General features: G+C 39.2%; 17 protein-coding genes and 1 pseudogene. 15 read left to right on the top strand and 3 right to left on the bottom strand.

The window, feature by feature from the left end:
• Window positions 1–515: 515 nt before the first annotated feature.
• From VB654_RS09465 to VB654_RS09430, 8 genes are all read left to right on the top strand, one after another.
• Window positions 516–1,487 (top strand): cytochrome c oxidase subunit II, encoded by a 972-nt coding sequence (locus tag VB654_RS09465; RefSeq protein WP_323213459.1) that lies wholly within the window; start codon window positions 516–518, stop codon window positions 1,485–1,487.
• Window positions 1,488–1,595: 108 nt separating this feature from the next.
• Window positions 1,596–3,263, top strand: a complete 1,668-nt coding sequence (ctaD, locus tag VB654_RS09460) for a cytochrome c oxidase subunit I (RefSeq protein WP_323213458.1) — start codon at window positions 1,596–1,598, stop codon at window positions 3,261–3,263.
• A 133-nt stretch (window positions 3,264–3,396) separates the two neighbouring features.
• Window positions 3,397–3,972, top strand: a complete 576-nt coding sequence (locus VB654_RS09455) for a heme-copper oxidase subunit III (protein WP_323213457.1) — start codon at window positions 3,397–3,399, stop codon at window positions 3,970–3,972.
• A gap of 166 nt (window positions 3,973–4,138) precedes the next feature.
• On the top strand, window positions 4,139–4,621 hold the full coding sequence (locus VB654_RS09450; protein WP_416235672.1) for a hypothetical protein: 483 nt from the start codon (window positions 4,139–4,141) through the stop codon (window positions 4,619–4,621).
• A gap of 27 nt (window positions 4,622–4,648) precedes the next feature.
• Entirely contained in the window at window positions 4,649–4,816 is a 168-nt protein-coding gene (locus VB654_RS09445; RefSeq protein WP_323213456.1) for a hypothetical protein, read from the top strand.
• 5 nt (window positions 4,817–4,821) lie between these two features.
• Complete coding sequence (locus VB654_RS09440) at window positions 4,822–5,433, top strand: cupin (protein WP_323213476.1); 612 nt, start codon at window positions 4,822–4,824, stop codon at window positions 5,431–5,433.
• 52 nt (window positions 5,434–5,485) lie between these two features.
• On the top strand, window positions 5,486–5,950 hold the full coding sequence (locus VB654_RS09435) for an ArsC/Spx/MgsR family protein (protein WP_323213455.1): 465 nt from the start codon (window positions 5,486–5,488) through the stop codon (window positions 5,948–5,950).
• Window positions 5,951–6,210: 260 nt separating this feature from the next.
• The gene (locus VB654_RS09430; protein WP_323213454.1) at window positions 6,211–6,579 is read left to right on the top strand and encodes a four-helix bundle copper-binding protein; all 369 of its coding nucleotides are present in this window, start codon (window positions 6,211–6,213) and stop codon (window positions 6,577–6,579) included.
• Window positions 6,580–6,603: 24 nt separating this feature from the next.
• Here the strand turns inward: VB654_RS09430 and VB654_RS09425 are convergent, their stop codons facing one another.
• Complete coding sequence (locus tag VB654_RS09425; RefSeq protein ID WP_323213453.1) at window positions 6,604–7,497, bottom strand: ABC transporter substrate-binding protein; 894 nt, start codon at window positions 7,495–7,497, stop codon at window positions 6,604–6,606.
• A 496-nt stretch (window positions 7,498–7,993) separates the two neighbouring features.
• Between VB654_RS09425 and VB654_RS09420 the strand changes: the two genes are divergently transcribed.
• Window positions 7,994–9,013, top strand: coding sequence for a fatty acid desaturase (locus tag VB654_RS09420; RefSeq protein WP_323213452.1), 1,020 nt, complete (start codon window positions 7,994–7,996; stop codon window positions 9,011–9,013).
• Between the two features lie 66 nt (window positions 9,014–9,079).
• Here VB654_RS09420 and cysK read toward each other — a convergent pair whose 3' ends face one another.
• Window positions 9,080–10,039, bottom strand: coding sequence for a cysteine synthase A (gene cysK / locus VB654_RS09415; protein WP_323213451.1), 960 nt, complete (start codon window positions 10,037–10,039; stop codon window positions 9,080–9,082).
• 941 nt (window positions 10,040–10,980) lie between these two features.
• Here cysK and VB654_RS09410 point away from each other — a divergent pair.
• The 6 genes from VB654_RS09410 to VB654_RS09385 all read left to right on the top strand — a co-directional run bounded on the left by VB654_RS09410 (window position 10,981) and on the right by VB654_RS09385 (window position 14,202).
• Entirely contained in the window at window positions 10,981–11,406 is a 426-nt protein-coding gene (locus tag VB654_RS09410) for a hypothetical protein (protein ID WP_323213450.1), read from the top strand.
• A gap of 41 nt (window positions 11,407–11,447) precedes the next feature.
• Complete coding sequence (locus VB654_RS09405) at window positions 11,448–11,714, top strand: hypothetical protein (protein ID WP_323213449.1); 267 nt, start codon at window positions 11,448–11,450, stop codon at window positions 11,712–11,714.
• A gap of 2 nt (window positions 11,715–11,716) precedes the next feature.
• Window positions 11,717–12,028 (top strand): hypothetical protein, encoded by a 312-nt coding sequence (locus VB654_RS09400; protein WP_089092797.1) that lies wholly within the window; start codon window positions 11,717–11,719, stop codon window positions 12,026–12,028.
• Between the two features lie 317 nt (window positions 12,029–12,345).
• The gene (locus VB654_RS09395; RefSeq protein ID WP_323213448.1) at window positions 12,346–12,723 is read left to right on the top strand and encodes a hypothetical protein; all 378 of its coding nucleotides are present in this window, start codon (window positions 12,346–12,348) and stop codon (window positions 12,721–12,723) included.
• Between the two features lie 110 nt (window positions 12,724–12,833).
• Window positions 12,834–13,838 (top strand): LLM class flavin-dependent oxidoreductase, encoded by a 1,005-nt coding sequence (locus VB654_RS09390; protein ID WP_323213447.1) that lies wholly within the window; start codon window positions 12,834–12,836, stop codon window positions 13,836–13,838.
• Window positions 13,831–14,202: a hypothetical protein gene (locus tag VB654_RS09385; RefSeq protein WP_323213446.1), complete on the top strand. Its 372-nt coding sequence runs from the start codon at window positions 13,831–13,833 to the stop codon at window positions 14,200–14,202. The genes VB654_RS09390 and VB654_RS09385 overlap by 8 nt, the downstream gene beginning before the upstream one ends.
• Window positions 14,203–14,293: 91 nt before the next feature.
• Here VB654_RS09385 and VB654_RS09380 read toward each other — a convergent pair.
• Window positions 14,294–14,526: pseudogene (locus VB654_RS09380) on the bottom strand (hypothetical protein); the annotation flags it as partial.

Raw genomic sequence — 14,526 nt, 5'->3', positions numbered from 1 at the left:
GTTGACTTTTGTATGGGCGGATTGCAAATGCCTGTCCTTAATTTCGTCTTGCAGTGCTAGTCTTCTAATCAAGATTAAGGCTAATGGTGTTATCTTGGAGTACTTAATTCTTTTGTAGTAGTAGTAGCAGCTTGCGTCACAGAAATTTAAATATATTGTTAAGTTTTTTGGGGTAGGATATGAAATTATCTGGAAAATTCCCCCAATTTTTGTAAGAGTGAGATAGAAAGTTAATAAGTGAAAACAAAAAACGCTGACCTGTGAGAATGTAAAAACCAGTCGCCAAGAATATGACAAAAATCATAAAAAGGCAAGATAAAAAGTCAATAACTATCTTGTTTGGCTAGGGTAATACATCAAAAAGGCAGGATGCGATGAGCTGGGAGTGGGGAGAGACGCGATTTATTGTATCTGTACAAGAGAGAGTATTTAATACTTGATACGCAATTACAATCTCCTACATTTATCCCAGAAAATCACACCTTTAATGACCGCTTAAAGAGCAGGTAGCATATATGCAAAAAGTTCCTGTTTCATTATGGACTCTGATTGCTGGAGTTGTAATTACAGCAATTAGTATTTGGCTCGGACAAAATCACAATCTACTACCAGTACAAGCATCTCAACAAGCGCCTTTGGTAGACGGATTTTTCAATGTGATGTTTACCATTGCGATCGCACTGTTTCTGATTGTAGAGGGAACCATTGTCATATTTTTGGTTAAATATCGTCGCCGTCCCGGTGATGATACCGATGGTGTACCAATAGAAGGTAACGTTCCCTTAGAAATCTTTTGGACAGCCATCCCCGCAGTGATTGTAGTCGCTTTAGGTATCTACAGCGTAGATGTTTACAACCAAATGGGCGGATTTGAGCCTGGAAGTCATCCCCATGGTGTGGCTCATGTTTCTCATGGAAGTGGAACCGCTCTAGCCGCTACTCTTAATGATAATTCAGCATCTGCAAGTACGACCGATATTGGTATTGGTGCTGCTCCAGACTCACAAGGTAAACAAGCCGACTTAGTTGTGGATGTCCAAGGAATGCAGTACGCTTGGATATTTAACTATCCCAATAGTGGCATTACCACTGGCGAGTTACACGTTCCCGTTGGTGCTGATGTCCAACTGAATCTTTCAGCAATCGATGTAATTCATTCATTTTGGGTTCCACAATTTCGGTTAAAACAAGATGCGCTTCCCGGTATCGCTACCCAACTGCGGTTTGTCGCCACTAAACCAGGTACATATCCCGTAGTTTGTACAGAATTGTGCGGTGGTTATCACGGTTCGATGCGATCGCAAGTAATTGTTCACACCCCAGAAGAATTTGATAGCTGGTTAGCCCAAAGCCAGATTGCAGCAAAGCAAGACCTCAACCAAGCTGTTGCAGTTAATCCGGCTGAGTTATCAACTTCAGAATTTCTCGCTCCCCATGTTCATGATTTGGGTATGAGTGCATCTACTCTCGCGCAACTTCAAAAGTAGTCAAAATAATGCGTAGTTGAAAATTCGTAATGACAATCATTGAGAAATTGTACTCAATATTTAATTACGAATTACGAATTACGAATTACGAATTATCCAAAATAGCTTATGACACAGGTAAAATTTCCAGGGAATACGCCACCCGAAGGAAATCAATTGACTGGGGGGAATCATCCCCAGGCGTGGAAATGGTACGACTATTTTACATTTAATGTTGACCACAAGGTGATTGGGATTCAATACCTAGTGACAGCATTTGTGTTCTATCTCATTGGTGGATTGATGGCTGTGGCTTTGCGTGTGGAATTAGCAACGCCAGCATCAGATTTTCTCGACCCGAATCTGTATAACGCTTTCATGACTAACCACGGGACGATTATGATCTTTCTGTGGATTGTCCCCAGTGCTATTGGGGGGTTTGGGAATTATCTCATCCCTTTGATGCTTGGTGCTAGGGATATGGCTTTTCCAAAGCTGAATGCGATCGCCTTTTGGTTGAACCCAGTCGCCGGATTACTGGTTTTAGCTAGTTTTATCTTTGGTGGTTCCCAATCTGGTTGGACAGCTTACCCACCATTGAGCTTGGTGACAGCACCAATGGCTCAAACTCTGTGGATATTAGCGATCGTTTTAGTGGGAACTTCCTCAATTTTAGGTTCGGTGAACTTTGTAATCACCATCCTGATGATGAAGGTTCCTAGCATGAAATGGGATCAATTACCCTTATTTTGTTGGGCTATCTTAGCAACTTCTGTTCTAGCCTTACTTTCTACACCTGTATTAGCTGCGGGTTTAGTGCTGTTGTTATTTGACCTCAACTTCGGCACATCCTTCTTTAAACCAGATGCAGGCGGTAACGTTGTTATTTACCAACATTTGTTCTGGTTCTATTCCCACCCCGCAGTATATTTAATGATTCTGCCCATTTTCGGCATTATGTCGGAAGTAGTCCCAGTTCACGCCCGTAAACCGATTTTTGGTTATAAAGCGATCGCCTATTCTAGTGTAGCTATCTGCGTCGTCGGTTTGTTCGTCTGGGTACACCATATGTTTACCAGTGGTACACCCGGTTGGATGCGGATATTCTTCACCATCTCCACCCTGATCGTCGCCGTGCCGACTGGTGTAAAGATTTTCGCCTGGGTTGCTACCCTTTGGGGTGGTAAAATTCGCTTCACCAGCGCCATGCTATTCGCCATTGGCTTGTTGTCGATGTTCGTTATGGGTGGCTTAAGTGGTGTAACAATGGGAACCGCCCCCTTTGATATTCACGTCCACGATACCTATTATGTAGTTGGACATTTCCACTACGTTTTATTTGGTGGTTCCGTGTTTGGCATTTATGCCGGTATTTATCACTGGTTCCCCAAAATGACTGGACGGATGCTGAATGAAACCTGGGGACGGGTTCACTTTGCCCTGACCTTCGTTGGCACTAACTTAACTTTCTTGCCAATGCATGAATTGGGTTTGCAAGGTATGCCCCGCAGAGTGGCTATGTATGACCCCCAATTTATTGACCTGAATCAACTTTGTACCTTTGGGGCATTTGTTTTGGGGATATCAGTAATTCCCTTCACCATCAACATTCTTCAAAGTTGGCGCAAAGGAGAATTAGCCGGTGATAATCCTTGGCAAGCTTTGAGTTTAGAGTGGACAACCAGTTCACCACCTATCATTGAAAACTGGGAAGTATTACCTGTTGTGACTCATGGCCCTTACGACTACGGCCATAGTGATACAGAAGCAGTTGGTACACCAGAAATTAGCGCCTAAACATTGGCATAACCAGACTAAATTGTGGGGTGGGCATCTTGCCCGCCCAAAACAGGCAAGATGCCTGTTCTACAAGAAAATGATCATTCTAAACAATACCTCACCCTTATTGGATATTTAGAGGGTTAAAAATATGACCGTAGCTACGACGACTGAACATCATCCAGATTTACGCATCTGGGGATTGTTAACGTTTTTGTGTTCTGAATCATTAATGTTTGGGGGCTTTTTTGCCACTTATTTGTTCTTTAGAGGCATTACAGAAGTTTGGCCTCCTGAAGAAACAGGAGTAGAATTATTTTTACCTGCGATTAACACCGCTATTCTGGTGTCGAGTAGTTTCGTCATTCATTTAGGTGATGTAGCGATTAAAAAGAATAACGTCAACGGAATGCGGTTTTGGTATCTTGTCACCGCACTCATGGGGGCAGTTTTCTTAGTTGGTCAGATTTATGAGTACATGAATTTAGGCTATGGACTGACAACTAACGTTTTCTCCAACTGCTTTTATATCATGACTGCCTTCCACGGTTTGCACGTATTTGTGGGACTGTTGTTAATTTTAGGTGTAGTGTGGCGATCGCGTCGTCCCGGTCATTATTCTGCTACCAAACATACTGGCATCGAAATGGCAGAAATGTATTGGCACTTTGTGGATATTATCTGGATTGTGCTATTCACATTGGTGTATATTCTCACGCTGTTTTAAGGTAATGTCGGCGGGTTTAACTATATCGTGGGGGAGGGTAAAGATGCCCACCTTCTGCGTTGAGTCATATCTGTAAACCCGCCCCTACAGAGGACTGGATAAACATCTCCCTTATTTCCCCATCCTCAATTACGAACTAAGAACTACGAATTACGAACTACGAATTATGCTTGATGCAAACCGATTTTCATGGTTTCAAGTTCCAGAAGATGTCAAAAATTTATTAATCTTGGCAGCTAAAACCTGGGAAAACACATCAGAATCCGAAAAGTATATTCATCAAGCCTTAGCTAAGGCTGGAGAAAATACCGATATTCTCGTATCAGCATATAGATTTTTTTATTATAAAAATAATTATCCACTAGCGCTACAAACTGCAATTAAAGTTTTAGATAAAATTAAAGAAGTAGAAAACTTTCCAGATGATTGGGAACAACTCCAGCCTATATTAATGAAACGGCAAGAAGAAGCCTCAATCAGATTGTATTTGAATGCTTATGCCGCATCTGGATTGGTGTTAGCAAAATTAGGGGAAATTGAACAGGCTAAAGAAATCAGTCATCGAATCAAAGAGATTGACAAAAATAATGATTTTGGCGGCGGAATCCTATTGGATATTTTGACACGTCCACCTGATGAAGACGATTAATTAGTTAACCCACAACAATCAACAGCCATGAATGATTTTTCCATCTACCAATCTAATTCGTTATCGGAAACTTCCAACTCTAACCCTTTAATTCCCGTAGTTATTATCAGTCCTTTACCTCCTCTGCCCGGAACTCCTAGTAATCTTACTCCTCCTATATTAGTCTTGCCCCAGTCTTCTCAACTAATGATTTAATGATGATCCAAGGTAAGGATTGGCTCGTAACTGGAGACGGTGAATATCAGGTTTGTAAATCCGTGAGAGCATGGGATTTATTAAGAGACAATTATCGTCTATATCGGTTTTTAACTGAAGTAGAAGATATTCTCAATGGGGTAGACGATGAATCTAGTCTTTTGCCAGAAATACGAATGCTTGTGAGGCGATTGATTGTAAATTCCTACTGGGTACAAAGCCAATATTCAGAACCTGATCCTAAAACGGGCAACTCAGTTTTACTTCTGTACAATGAATTGGGTTTTCCCTTAACTGTGCAAACAGTCACATTTGCACCGGGAACTCGTTCAACTATTCATAATCATGGGACGTGGGGAGTTGTCGCTGTATTAAAAGGTCAAGAAAAAAATACTGCTTGGCGACGTATCCACAGCCCAGATTTTACCGACAAGATTGCACCTACAGGAGAAATAACTTTATTTCCAGGAGATATTGTTAGCTTCACTCCTGACGCAATTCACAGCGTAGAAGCAGTAGGCGAAGAACCAACTGTAACTTTTAATGTTTATGGAGAAACTGACCCACAAGAAAGATTTGAATTTAACTCAGTTACCCATACAGCGAAAAAGTTTTGATTAGGGGAATCAGGACGAAGAATGAGTATTTAGTAAGTTGGGAGTAAGTGCAATGGCCAGAGTAATTTTCTACGAAAAACCAGGTTGTAAAGGTGGTGTCAAGCAAAAAGTTTTGCTCACAGCTGCTGGTCATGAAGTTGTCGTTTACAACCTATTAAAAGAACCTTGGACAATTGAGCGCTTGCGGTCATTTTTTGGCGATCGCCCCGTTGCTGAATGGTTCAATCGTTCTGCTCCCAAGATCAAATCTGGGGAAGTGGTTCCGGAAAAAATCAATGCTCAAAAAGCTTTAGAACTTATGCTGGAAGATCCTTTGTTAATTCGCCGTCCTTTATTAGAAGTGGACAGTCGCCGTGAGGTCGGTTTCGATGTAGAAACAATAGATGCTTGGATTGGCTTAAAGCCTGTGGATGAGTCTTTACGAGCAGTCAGCGAAAGTCTGACGAATCAGAATTTACAAGGTTGCGCCCACGGTCATAGCCATGACCATCATCATGAAGGTGGCTGTAAACATTAGGGCGAACTGGTATTTCCGTTGCAAATTGGCGAAAACCTGATCTAACTGGGTGTTGTTGCAAAGTCAGTTCTACTGTAACTCTTTCAACAACGCCTGTTTCATGCTGTGTCTCACTTCCGATAGAATCTTGACTGTTCAATAGTTAGATGTAGTCTTTATGACTTTAGTCAGAAGTAATTGTATTCACAAACTTTTAAGGTGAGTCAAGAGGTCATTAAACCTCATCAGCCAACTGTCAGAATTCCTAGTTTGATAATATTATGGCCATAGAACAACTGAGCTTAAACCAAGTTAATCGTGATCTCAAAGACTGTATTCAAAACTGCTTGGATTGCCATAGCATTTGCCTGAATACCGTGACATACTGTCTACAACAGGGTGGTCGTCACTCAGAACCAAATCATATCCGACTGATGCTTGATTGTGCTGAAATTTGCACCACCAGTGCTAATTTTATGCTCAGAACTTCAGATTTACACACTCGCACCTGCGATGTTTGTGCTGTACTGTGTGAAAGATGTGCAGATGACTGCGATCGCATAGGTAGTAATGGTCAGATGAAAGCCTGTGCGGATATGTGCCGTCGTTGTGCCGAATCTTGTCGAAGATTAGCAATGACAGCCGCGTAAATTATTGTAGGCGACAAATCATCATCACTTCTGGTTAATATTTTTGAGAAGTGATGATATCTCCTGGGGATAAATAATGGACATCAACTGATCCAGCATTAAACTAATAATTCGAGTACCGTTACCGTGATGCCAGAATTGCTCTACTTCATAAACTTGATTATTTTTTACTGCATGAAGTTGTCTCCACAGCGAACTTTTGAGCAACTGTTGAGAAAGTGGAGCTTTGATTGGTGAATAGGTTTGAACAAAGATGATATCAGGATCAACTTCTAAAATTTTCTTCAGAGACATATCAATAAACTCTGAATTTTTATTGGCTGAATGATTACACCAAGGATAGTGAGTGAAGTTTTTGATCACACTGCCGATAGTACCTACATCGGTTTCCACAATGAATTTACGAGTTAAAAGATTCAAATTGGAACCACCCATCAGCAGCACTGTTTTCCTTGGTTCATTAACAAGAGCAACATGATAGGCTGCAATCTGTGCTTGTAGTTTAGCGATCGCCTGTTCTGCTGCCAAGATGCGATCGCTTAAGTGAGCAATATCATACAATCTCTGCACAGCCGCATCATATCCATTACCACTCATTAAATAAATGGGGGTTGGTTCACGCCACAAAGCCCGATAAAAGCGATGGGGAAACCTCCAGCCAATTATTAAATCAGGTTTAGCTTGGCGAATTGCACTGATCTGAGGAACCATCCAAGAGCCAACTGCCACAAACTGCTCGGCGCGATCGCCATAAAACTCTGGTTTACTAGCAATCCCCTCACGCAGATAACCTACAGGTTCCATCCCCAATTCAAATAATATGTCAATCGCTGTAGCAGTCAAACAAACAATACGTTCTGGGGGTTTTGGGAGTATAATTTCTTTTCCAGTGCTATCAATTGTGTGTATTTCACCCATTTACCTTTTTCCTCAGTATATAATATTAATCAATAAATTTCTCAATAAGACTATACTGCGAACAGCAAAATCAGTTACAATTATTGATTATTAATTGATCACAATTGGACTTACTGAAATATCAGTACCATGAATTTGCCATGTTTACGATTCAAAAAATAACCCTTGAAATTGTCTGTACGTCGGCATTTTAGGTTTTTTGATGGAAAATTTTTGTTAATCTATCTCCATCATTGAACCTTAATTTGATAGCTTATTTTTTCCGCAAAAAGAAAATAAACCGCAGAAGTATCTTGATAAATTCATGAATATTACTATTTTTCTTTTAAGTGAAAAATAATTTTGAAGCAAGCAAAGAGCATATTCAAGTCTTTAATAAAAGCCTTATGTTTGCATTTTTGTAATATTCATTGTATTGAGATTTCTCAATCTATACTGATATAAAATTTGCCTGTTTCAATTTCATGCTATTTAGACATTTAATTACAAATTCCGTATGCATAAGATTTTTTCAAAATATCCCAGGCAAGTTCAGAAAAAAGAGAGACTTTTTCAAAAAAATAACCTATATAATATAATCGTAATAGTATATGTTTTAGTATCTTATTTGAGTGCGTTTTTACTTCTACCAGCACAACAGATTTTTTTTAATATTTTAGGTATATTACTACTTACTCATAGCCTAGTAATATCAGCTTATTTGTTTCATGAATTCATCCATGGCACAATTTTCACATCTAAAAAGTGGAATGTGATTGGTGGTAATGTCATGTTATGGTTGAATGGTGGTTGCTATGCAAGATTTGAAGATTTAGCCAAAGAACATATATGTCATCATGTAAATAAATTTGATTCTTCAGCATTTGATTTATCAAAATTTCTCAAAAAATTGCCAACTCTAGTACAAATTTTTGTTATTGCATTGGAATGGATGTACTTTCCCGTAATTTATTTTTTTTTGCAATTCTATTCAATAACTGCGCCATTCTGGAAACCAGAACGTAAACACGAAAGAGTGCGTATTTTATTTGTACTCTTTGTCAGAGGTATATTTTTTACTAGTATGGGATTAATCTCATTAAAATTTTTATTACTCTATTTCTTCTCATACATTGGCATGATTACTGTAATGAGATTTATGGATGCTTTTCAACATACCTATCAAATGTTTCCTCCAGGCGCATCACCACCAAAATATAATTCCTTGTATGAACAAGAAAATACTTTTTCTATATTGATTTCTCGAAAATATTGGTGGCTAAATTTATTAACACTCAACTTTGGTTATCATAATGCTCATCATGCTCGCATGAGATGCCCTTGGTATAACCTACATAAGTTAGATGCAGAGTTGTCAAAAAAGACAAAGATTCATTATCCATCTTTCACAAATTTATTATACAACTATCATCGTTTCCGAGTTATTCGCCTCTTTTCAGGTCAAGGTCAAGTATACAAAGATAACTGGAATAATTTTTACGGTGCTGTTGGAGTATCTGTTCTCATTAAACATTAAATAATGAATTTCAGTGGAAATACATAAACACAAATTCAAGTGTTTTCAGCGTCTTTTTTATAATTTTTAATCTTTATCTGACATTTTCCCTCCTAAATCCTGAAACATGGGCGTGCTGAGATAACGTTCTCCAAAAGACGGCTGAATCATCACGATTAACTTACCAGCATTTTCTGGACGTTGACCGACTTGAATAGCAGCACATAAAGCCGCACCAGAGGATATACCAGATAATAATCCTTCCTCTTTTGCTAAACGTCGTCCATAACTCATAGCTTGTTCGTCACTAACTCTAATCACTTCATCAATTAATTCTAAACGCAGCACATCTGGAACGAATCCAGCACCAATACCTTGAATTTTATGGGAACCGGCTGTACCACCTGAGAGGATGGGACTATTGCTGGGTTCAACTGCGATCGCTTGCACACTTGGTTTATATTGTTTTAATACTTCTGCAATTCCTGTAATTGTCCCACCAGTCCCGACTCCAGCAATGATGATATCTACTTCTGTGTCAGTATCTGCCCAAATTTCTTCGGCGGTAGTTTCTCGGTGAATTTTGGGATTAGCTGGGTTGCGAAACTGTTGCAACATCAAAGCATTGGGAGTATTGGCCACTATTGCTTCAGCTTTATTAATCGCCCCTCGCATTCCTTCTGCCCCTGGTGTTAATTCTAACGTTGCACCGTAGGCTTTGAGCATAGAGCGTCTTTCTTGACTCATTGTCTCTGGCATTGTCAAAATTAAACGGTAGCCACGTGCTGCTGCTACCATCGCTAAAGCAATGCCTGTATTCCCCGAAGTTGGTTCAACTAAAATGGTTTTCCCAGGCTGAATTAAACCCTCGGCTTCTGCCGCCATTACCATACTAATGCCAATCCGGTCTTTAACTGAAGCGGCTGGGTTCATGCCTTCGAGTTTGACAATTATCCTTGCTCTCACGCCCTCAGCTTGAGGAATTTTATTCAGTTGAACTAAAGGAGTTCTACCAATAAGTTCTGTAATATCTTTAGCAATTCTCATAAATTCACTCCTATGATTTTACGCCTATGACCAATTATTTACCAGTAAAAATCCACTTGTACGTATTGAATTTTTATGTGGTGTGAATAAAAGTTTTGACTACCCATTCTGATCAAAATTCAGAATTGATCATCTAAATCATCAATTTGAAGTAATTTTCTCACTTATCCTTGACTCGTAATGTTTTCTAGTTACCATAGTCCAATTTCATAGTTTAATTCTACTGTCTTTGTCTAGACGAAGTTCGTTTGCTGAATAAAAAAGTTGTCCATTTAACTTTTTATAATTTATATTTAGTATATGGGGCTGCATTGACAATCGAAAAATAATGGATTTTCAGAGAAATTTAGTGTAGACTCTCCACATAATCTATTTATTTGAGTACAACCTTGAAGAAGCAAAAAACAGCATCAAAACTGCCCTCTAGCATTGCTCTACATAGCTTTAAGCCTGAGTACATAAATGCTAGTACCCCCCTTCAGAAATACTAGTACCCCACCTCAAAAATACTAGTACCCATCCCCCAAAAAATTTTTATCCGCCTGATGAGGTATAAGTTATAGGCTTTGAGTACAAATTTAATAAATTTAATAATCTTAATTTTGCTAGAGCAAACTCGGCTCAAGAGGGACGACTGCTATAAATTTTGTAGGATTTACGCAGAGATTCCCCTCTACCCCCCGAAGTTCTTAGGGTTTTACCCACAGAATTAGGGGGGACTTCTTAACTCTCGTAGTTGTGAAGATATTAGTCCTAAGTTGATAACTATAGCTTTTGTGGAAAAATCAGTAACTTTTCAGTAGTCAGTGAACAAACTGAAGGCTGATAGATTGTTAAACTTTAGTATTAGAAATGTTGGCAACGTGGAAAGCAAAAACTGGTTAGATAAACAGCCACAGGAATTTGTCTGGGTGCATACTATCTAACACGGGAGAGCAAAGATGAAAGTTAAACTTCTAAATGTTCTCACAGTTTGTTTAGTTACCTTAGTGGTGCTTTCTCCTGGTTTAGTAGTATTTAGCATAGTTTGGGGACGACATATTGAGTTCGTTAAAATGCAGAATTTATCCTGTGAAATTGACAAAACTCCTCCAGAAAATTCTGCCTTGTTTTCCCAATCAGCAGCTAAAAGTTCATCCCAATATCAGACAAAAAAGGAAATCTCTGATCGCAATCTTGTGACCCGATTATTAATTGCTGCCGAGCAATATAGACTGGCAAGTATTTTGCAATGGTTTGTCTTAATCACCCCAATTTTTGTTGGTTTAGGGATTATTGTTTATGACAGATATCTTGTTTACCGTGCTGCTATCTTAAAGGAACAAGTTGAAATGTTGGAAAGGCTTTGGCAGCAAAGTATCGAGTAATCCTCTCTGCAAATTTTACTCATTAAAGAAACGAAATTACCATGACAGAAGAACGCCAAATCCAATATTTCGATCTCATTGACAAGTTACTGAAATGTCCTAATGGTCAAGAACCAGAAGTTTTAGAAGCACAACCAGAATTGATTGATGCTCCTTTTGTGGAAACGATGCTACAAGTAGCATCTAGTTTTGCTCATGGTGGTAATCAAGAAGGCGCTCAGTTTTTATTTTTTGTCGCTCGTGAATTAGCAAAGCAACTGGGCTTATATCCTGAAGTTTCAAATTCTGACGTTGCAAGTAAGGAGTAAATATGCTGCTGACTGAAACCGACGCTGGACAAATTGCGTTAGAGTTCCTCATGGCAGACTGGAACATCTCAGAAGATCATCGAGAGTGGTTTGTCATGTTTGGCTCTCGGCTAATTGGTGAGAGTTGGTATATTGTAGAATTGGGTGTTGAAGGATTTCCTGATCGTTGGTTTATTGAAGTCTATGATACGGGAATGTGTGACCCAAACTATACATTTATTTCACCGATTCCAGCTTCTGAAGGATTTTCTGATTTTGTAGATGTGCCAGAAATGGTGGCTGAAGTTTTAGTAGCAGAGCGTAAGGCTCGTTAATCATGATTAAAATTCAAAATTCAGAATGTACATTAATTAAAACTGAAGATTTTGAGTTTGCCATTTAAAACTTTCTCCAGAGGCGAAAATCCAAGATTCTGAAATTTTTCAATTCTTGCCCATGCAATCAAAATAATATATGAGGTGATGTCACATTAAAACACACCTCATTTTTTCATATCTATCTGAATAAATAAAAATTTGTATTTCCTCAAGCTTTTGTAGAGATTGTTTATGGGAAATATATCATAAAAAAGAAAGAAATCATGTAATTTGTCAGGTTTAATTGACAATAATATGTTATATTAAATAGCGTGATGAGCGCTACAGAAATATCAGTTGATATGATTGCTGAACATATCCTAGCTAAAGAATTCACAAGAGTCGTCACTCACTATTACCCAACACTTGGAGAATTACTAGACGGGTGTCATGTGAGAGTCATTACCTGTTTTTGGGGACGACCGGCTAGACGTTTGCAATATATAGGGATTTATTGCTCGGAAAAAATGCTTCCCTATGTGCAAGCTCAAAAAGACGTACTCAGAGAACTAGCAGATAATATGGGACTAATTCAAGTCGTCTGTATGAACGGGTCACGATTGTTACGCGATCCTATGTCTAAACTTAAGGATACCAATCCCCGCTTATGGTTGGAGTTGCAATGGGTGACAACTCAAGCCAGTGAACAGTGAGCAGTGAACAGTTATCAAGGCATGAGGTGGAAGATTTAGCCCCAATTATGTCTCTTGACTGATAACTGATAACTGATAACTGATAACTGTTAAAATAGCGATCGCTGACAATGAAAACTGGAATTTTTTGCAATTACGAAAATCATCATCAGAATACCAGCCGCACAATCTTTGAACAAGTGGCGCTAGTGCAGCAGGCGGAAAGCTTAGGTTTTGAGTCAGCGTGGGTGAGTGAACATCATTTTAATGAATTCAATCTCAGCTCGTCTATGTTGCTGTTAATGGCACACCTAGCGGGGCTTACGTCAACGATTCAACTAGCGACGGCGGCGGTATTATTGCCATTTCATAACCCGATTCGGGTAGCAGAAGATATTGCTACTTTGGATAATTTGTGTAATGGCAGATTATTATTTGGTGTGGCAAAAGGGGGGCCTTTCCCTGAACATAATAAGCATTTTGGTACACCAATGGGTGAATCTCGCGCCAAAATGTTAGAAGCGATCGCCTTAATTCAAAAGCTGTTATATGATACTGATGTGTCATTTAATGGACAGTATTATCAATGCGATCGCTTGACCATTTCTCCCAAGCCATTACAGTCTCAAATTCCAGTTTACATAGCCACTGGTGATGCTCAAGGCATAGAATTTGCTGCTCAAAATGCCTTCGGTTTAATGGGGGGGCCGCCATTCTCTTTAGAGAGACTGAAAAACACTGTGGCTAAATATCGCGCCTTTAATAATAGCGGCTCCGAAAAATTTGTATTGGCACGCTTCTTTTATGTGGGGAAAACATTTGATGAAGCAGTGAGCGAGGCTTTGCCATTCATTCGCAAATTCAGCCAAAAGATGAAAGCTAACTCAGCTTATGTCATGGAGAATAGCAAGAATCCCAATCAAAAACCATTTGATCGGACAAATATTTGTTTCGATGAAGATTATTTGATTGAGAATTCAATTATTGGTGATGTGAGGACTTGTCGAGACAAAATCAAAACATTTCAGGACGAGTTAAATCTCGGTACATTAGCGCTCAAACCCTCTTCTTTTGTTCTGCAAAAGAACTTAGAAAGTTTAGAACGCTACAACCAAGAGGTTCGGAATTATGTCTAAACTACACCAGCTTCCTCCCGATGATTTACCACCTATTGAGGTAACGAAACAGGATGGAATGCTGCATTTGGAGTTAGAACGATCTACTGGTATATGCTTTTTTCATGCTTGCGATCGCATTACGCAAGTCTTATTATCAAACTGTCAATGGTATCTCACCAAGAATAGCACCACCCTGACGCTGATAATTGATTGCCCTGACATAGTATCTTACTGGCATATAGTCAGTAATATTCCCCAGTTAGGGAATCGGCTAGAGAGGTTTACCCATAACGCCAAAATCCGCGTTTATCCTCCATTTGGTAAAGGCACGCCATTTGAAATTAGCGTCAATGAAATTTCGGCTTATCGGGATTGGCTGTAATAGCAAACCTCTCGAATTGCCTAATATGATCTTACTCTTCCCCGCCTCCGGGGAGAGAATAAAAGCAGACATAAATATCGGAAAATTGTAGCTAAATCCTGTTTGCAGAGAATGAGTTTGACAAAATAGCCTCCATTCCTAGATTGGCTCGAATCTCACTAATTTGTACATCCCAATATTGATCCCATTTTTGAGCGATAAACTTACCTGAAGTTTGGGAACCGAGATGATAAGCACGGGAAATCTCCGACATCAAATATTTAATTTTATTTGGTTTATCAAGACTAATTATCACCAAACCAAAGCTCACCATGATAGCGCTGA

The sequence above is a fragment of the Nodularia sp. UHCC 0506 genome (assembly GCF_034931045.1).
GTDB lineage: Bacteria > Cyanobacteriota > Cyanobacteriia > Cyanobacteriales > Nostocaceae > Nodularia.
This window is presented reverse-complemented; position numbering and strand designations above follow the sequence as displayed.

Excerpts from the sequence above, each read along its gene's own strand:
- VB654_RS09410 (WP_323213450.1), top strand. The coding sequence starts at position 10,981 with ATGAAAGTTAAACTTCTAAATGTTCTCACAGTTTGTTTAGTTACCTTA.
- VB654_RS09390 (WP_323213447.1), top strand. The coding sequence starts at position 12,834 with ATGAAAACTGGAATTTTTTGCAATTACGAAAATCATCATCAGAATACC.
- VB654_RS09405 (WP_323213449.1), top strand. The coding sequence starts at position 11,448 with ATGACAGAAGAACGCCAAATCCAATATTTCGATCTCATTGACAAGTTA.
- VB654_RS09430 (WP_323213454.1), top strand. The coding sequence starts at position 6,211 with ATGGCCATAGAACAACTGAGCTTAAACCAAGTTAATCGTGATCTCAAA.
- ctaD (WP_323213458.1), top strand. The coding sequence starts at position 1,596 with ATGACACAGGTAAAATTTCCAGGGAATACGCCACCCGAAGGAAATCAA.
- VB654_RS09435 (WP_323213455.1), top strand. The coding sequence starts at position 5,486 with ATGGCCAGAGTAATTTTCTACGAAAAACCAGGTTGTAAAGGTGGTGTC.
- cysK (WP_323213451.1), bottom strand. The coding sequence starts at position 10,039 with ATGAGAATTGCTAAAGATATTACAGAACTTATTGGTAGAACTCCTTTA.
- VB654_RS09395 (WP_323213448.1), top strand. The coding sequence starts at position 12,346 with ATGAGCGCTACAGAAATATCAGTTGATATGATTGCTGAACATATCCTA.
- VB654_RS09385 (WP_323213446.1), top strand. The coding sequence starts at position 13,831 with ATGTCTAAACTACACCAGCTTCCTCCCGATGATTTACCACCTATTGAG.
- VB654_RS09420 (WP_323213452.1), top strand. The coding sequence starts at position 7,994 with ATGCATAAGATTTTTTCAAAATATCCCAGGCAAGTTCAGAAAAAAGAG.
- VB654_RS09450 (WP_416235672.1), top strand. The coding sequence starts at position 4,139 with ATGCTTGATGCAAACCGATTTTCATGGTTTCAAGTTCCAGAAGATGTC.
- VB654_RS09445 (WP_323213456.1), top strand. The coding sequence starts at position 4,649 with ATGAATGATTTTTCCATCTACCAATCTAATTCGTTATCGGAAACTTCC.
- VB654_RS09400 (WP_089092797.1), top strand. The coding sequence starts at position 11,717 with ATGCTGCTGACTGAAACCGACGCTGGACAAATTGCGTTAGAGTTCCTC.
- VB654_RS09425 (WP_323213453.1), bottom strand. The coding sequence starts at position 7,497 with ATGGGTGAAATACACACAATTGATAGCACTGGAAAAGAAATTATACTC.
- VB654_RS09465 (WP_323213459.1), top strand. The coding sequence starts at position 516 with ATGCAAAAAGTTCCTGTTTCATTATGGACTCTGATTGCTGGAGTTGTA.
- VB654_RS09455 (WP_323213457.1), top strand. The coding sequence starts at position 3,397 with ATGACCGTAGCTACGACGACTGAACATCATCCAGATTTACGCATCTGG.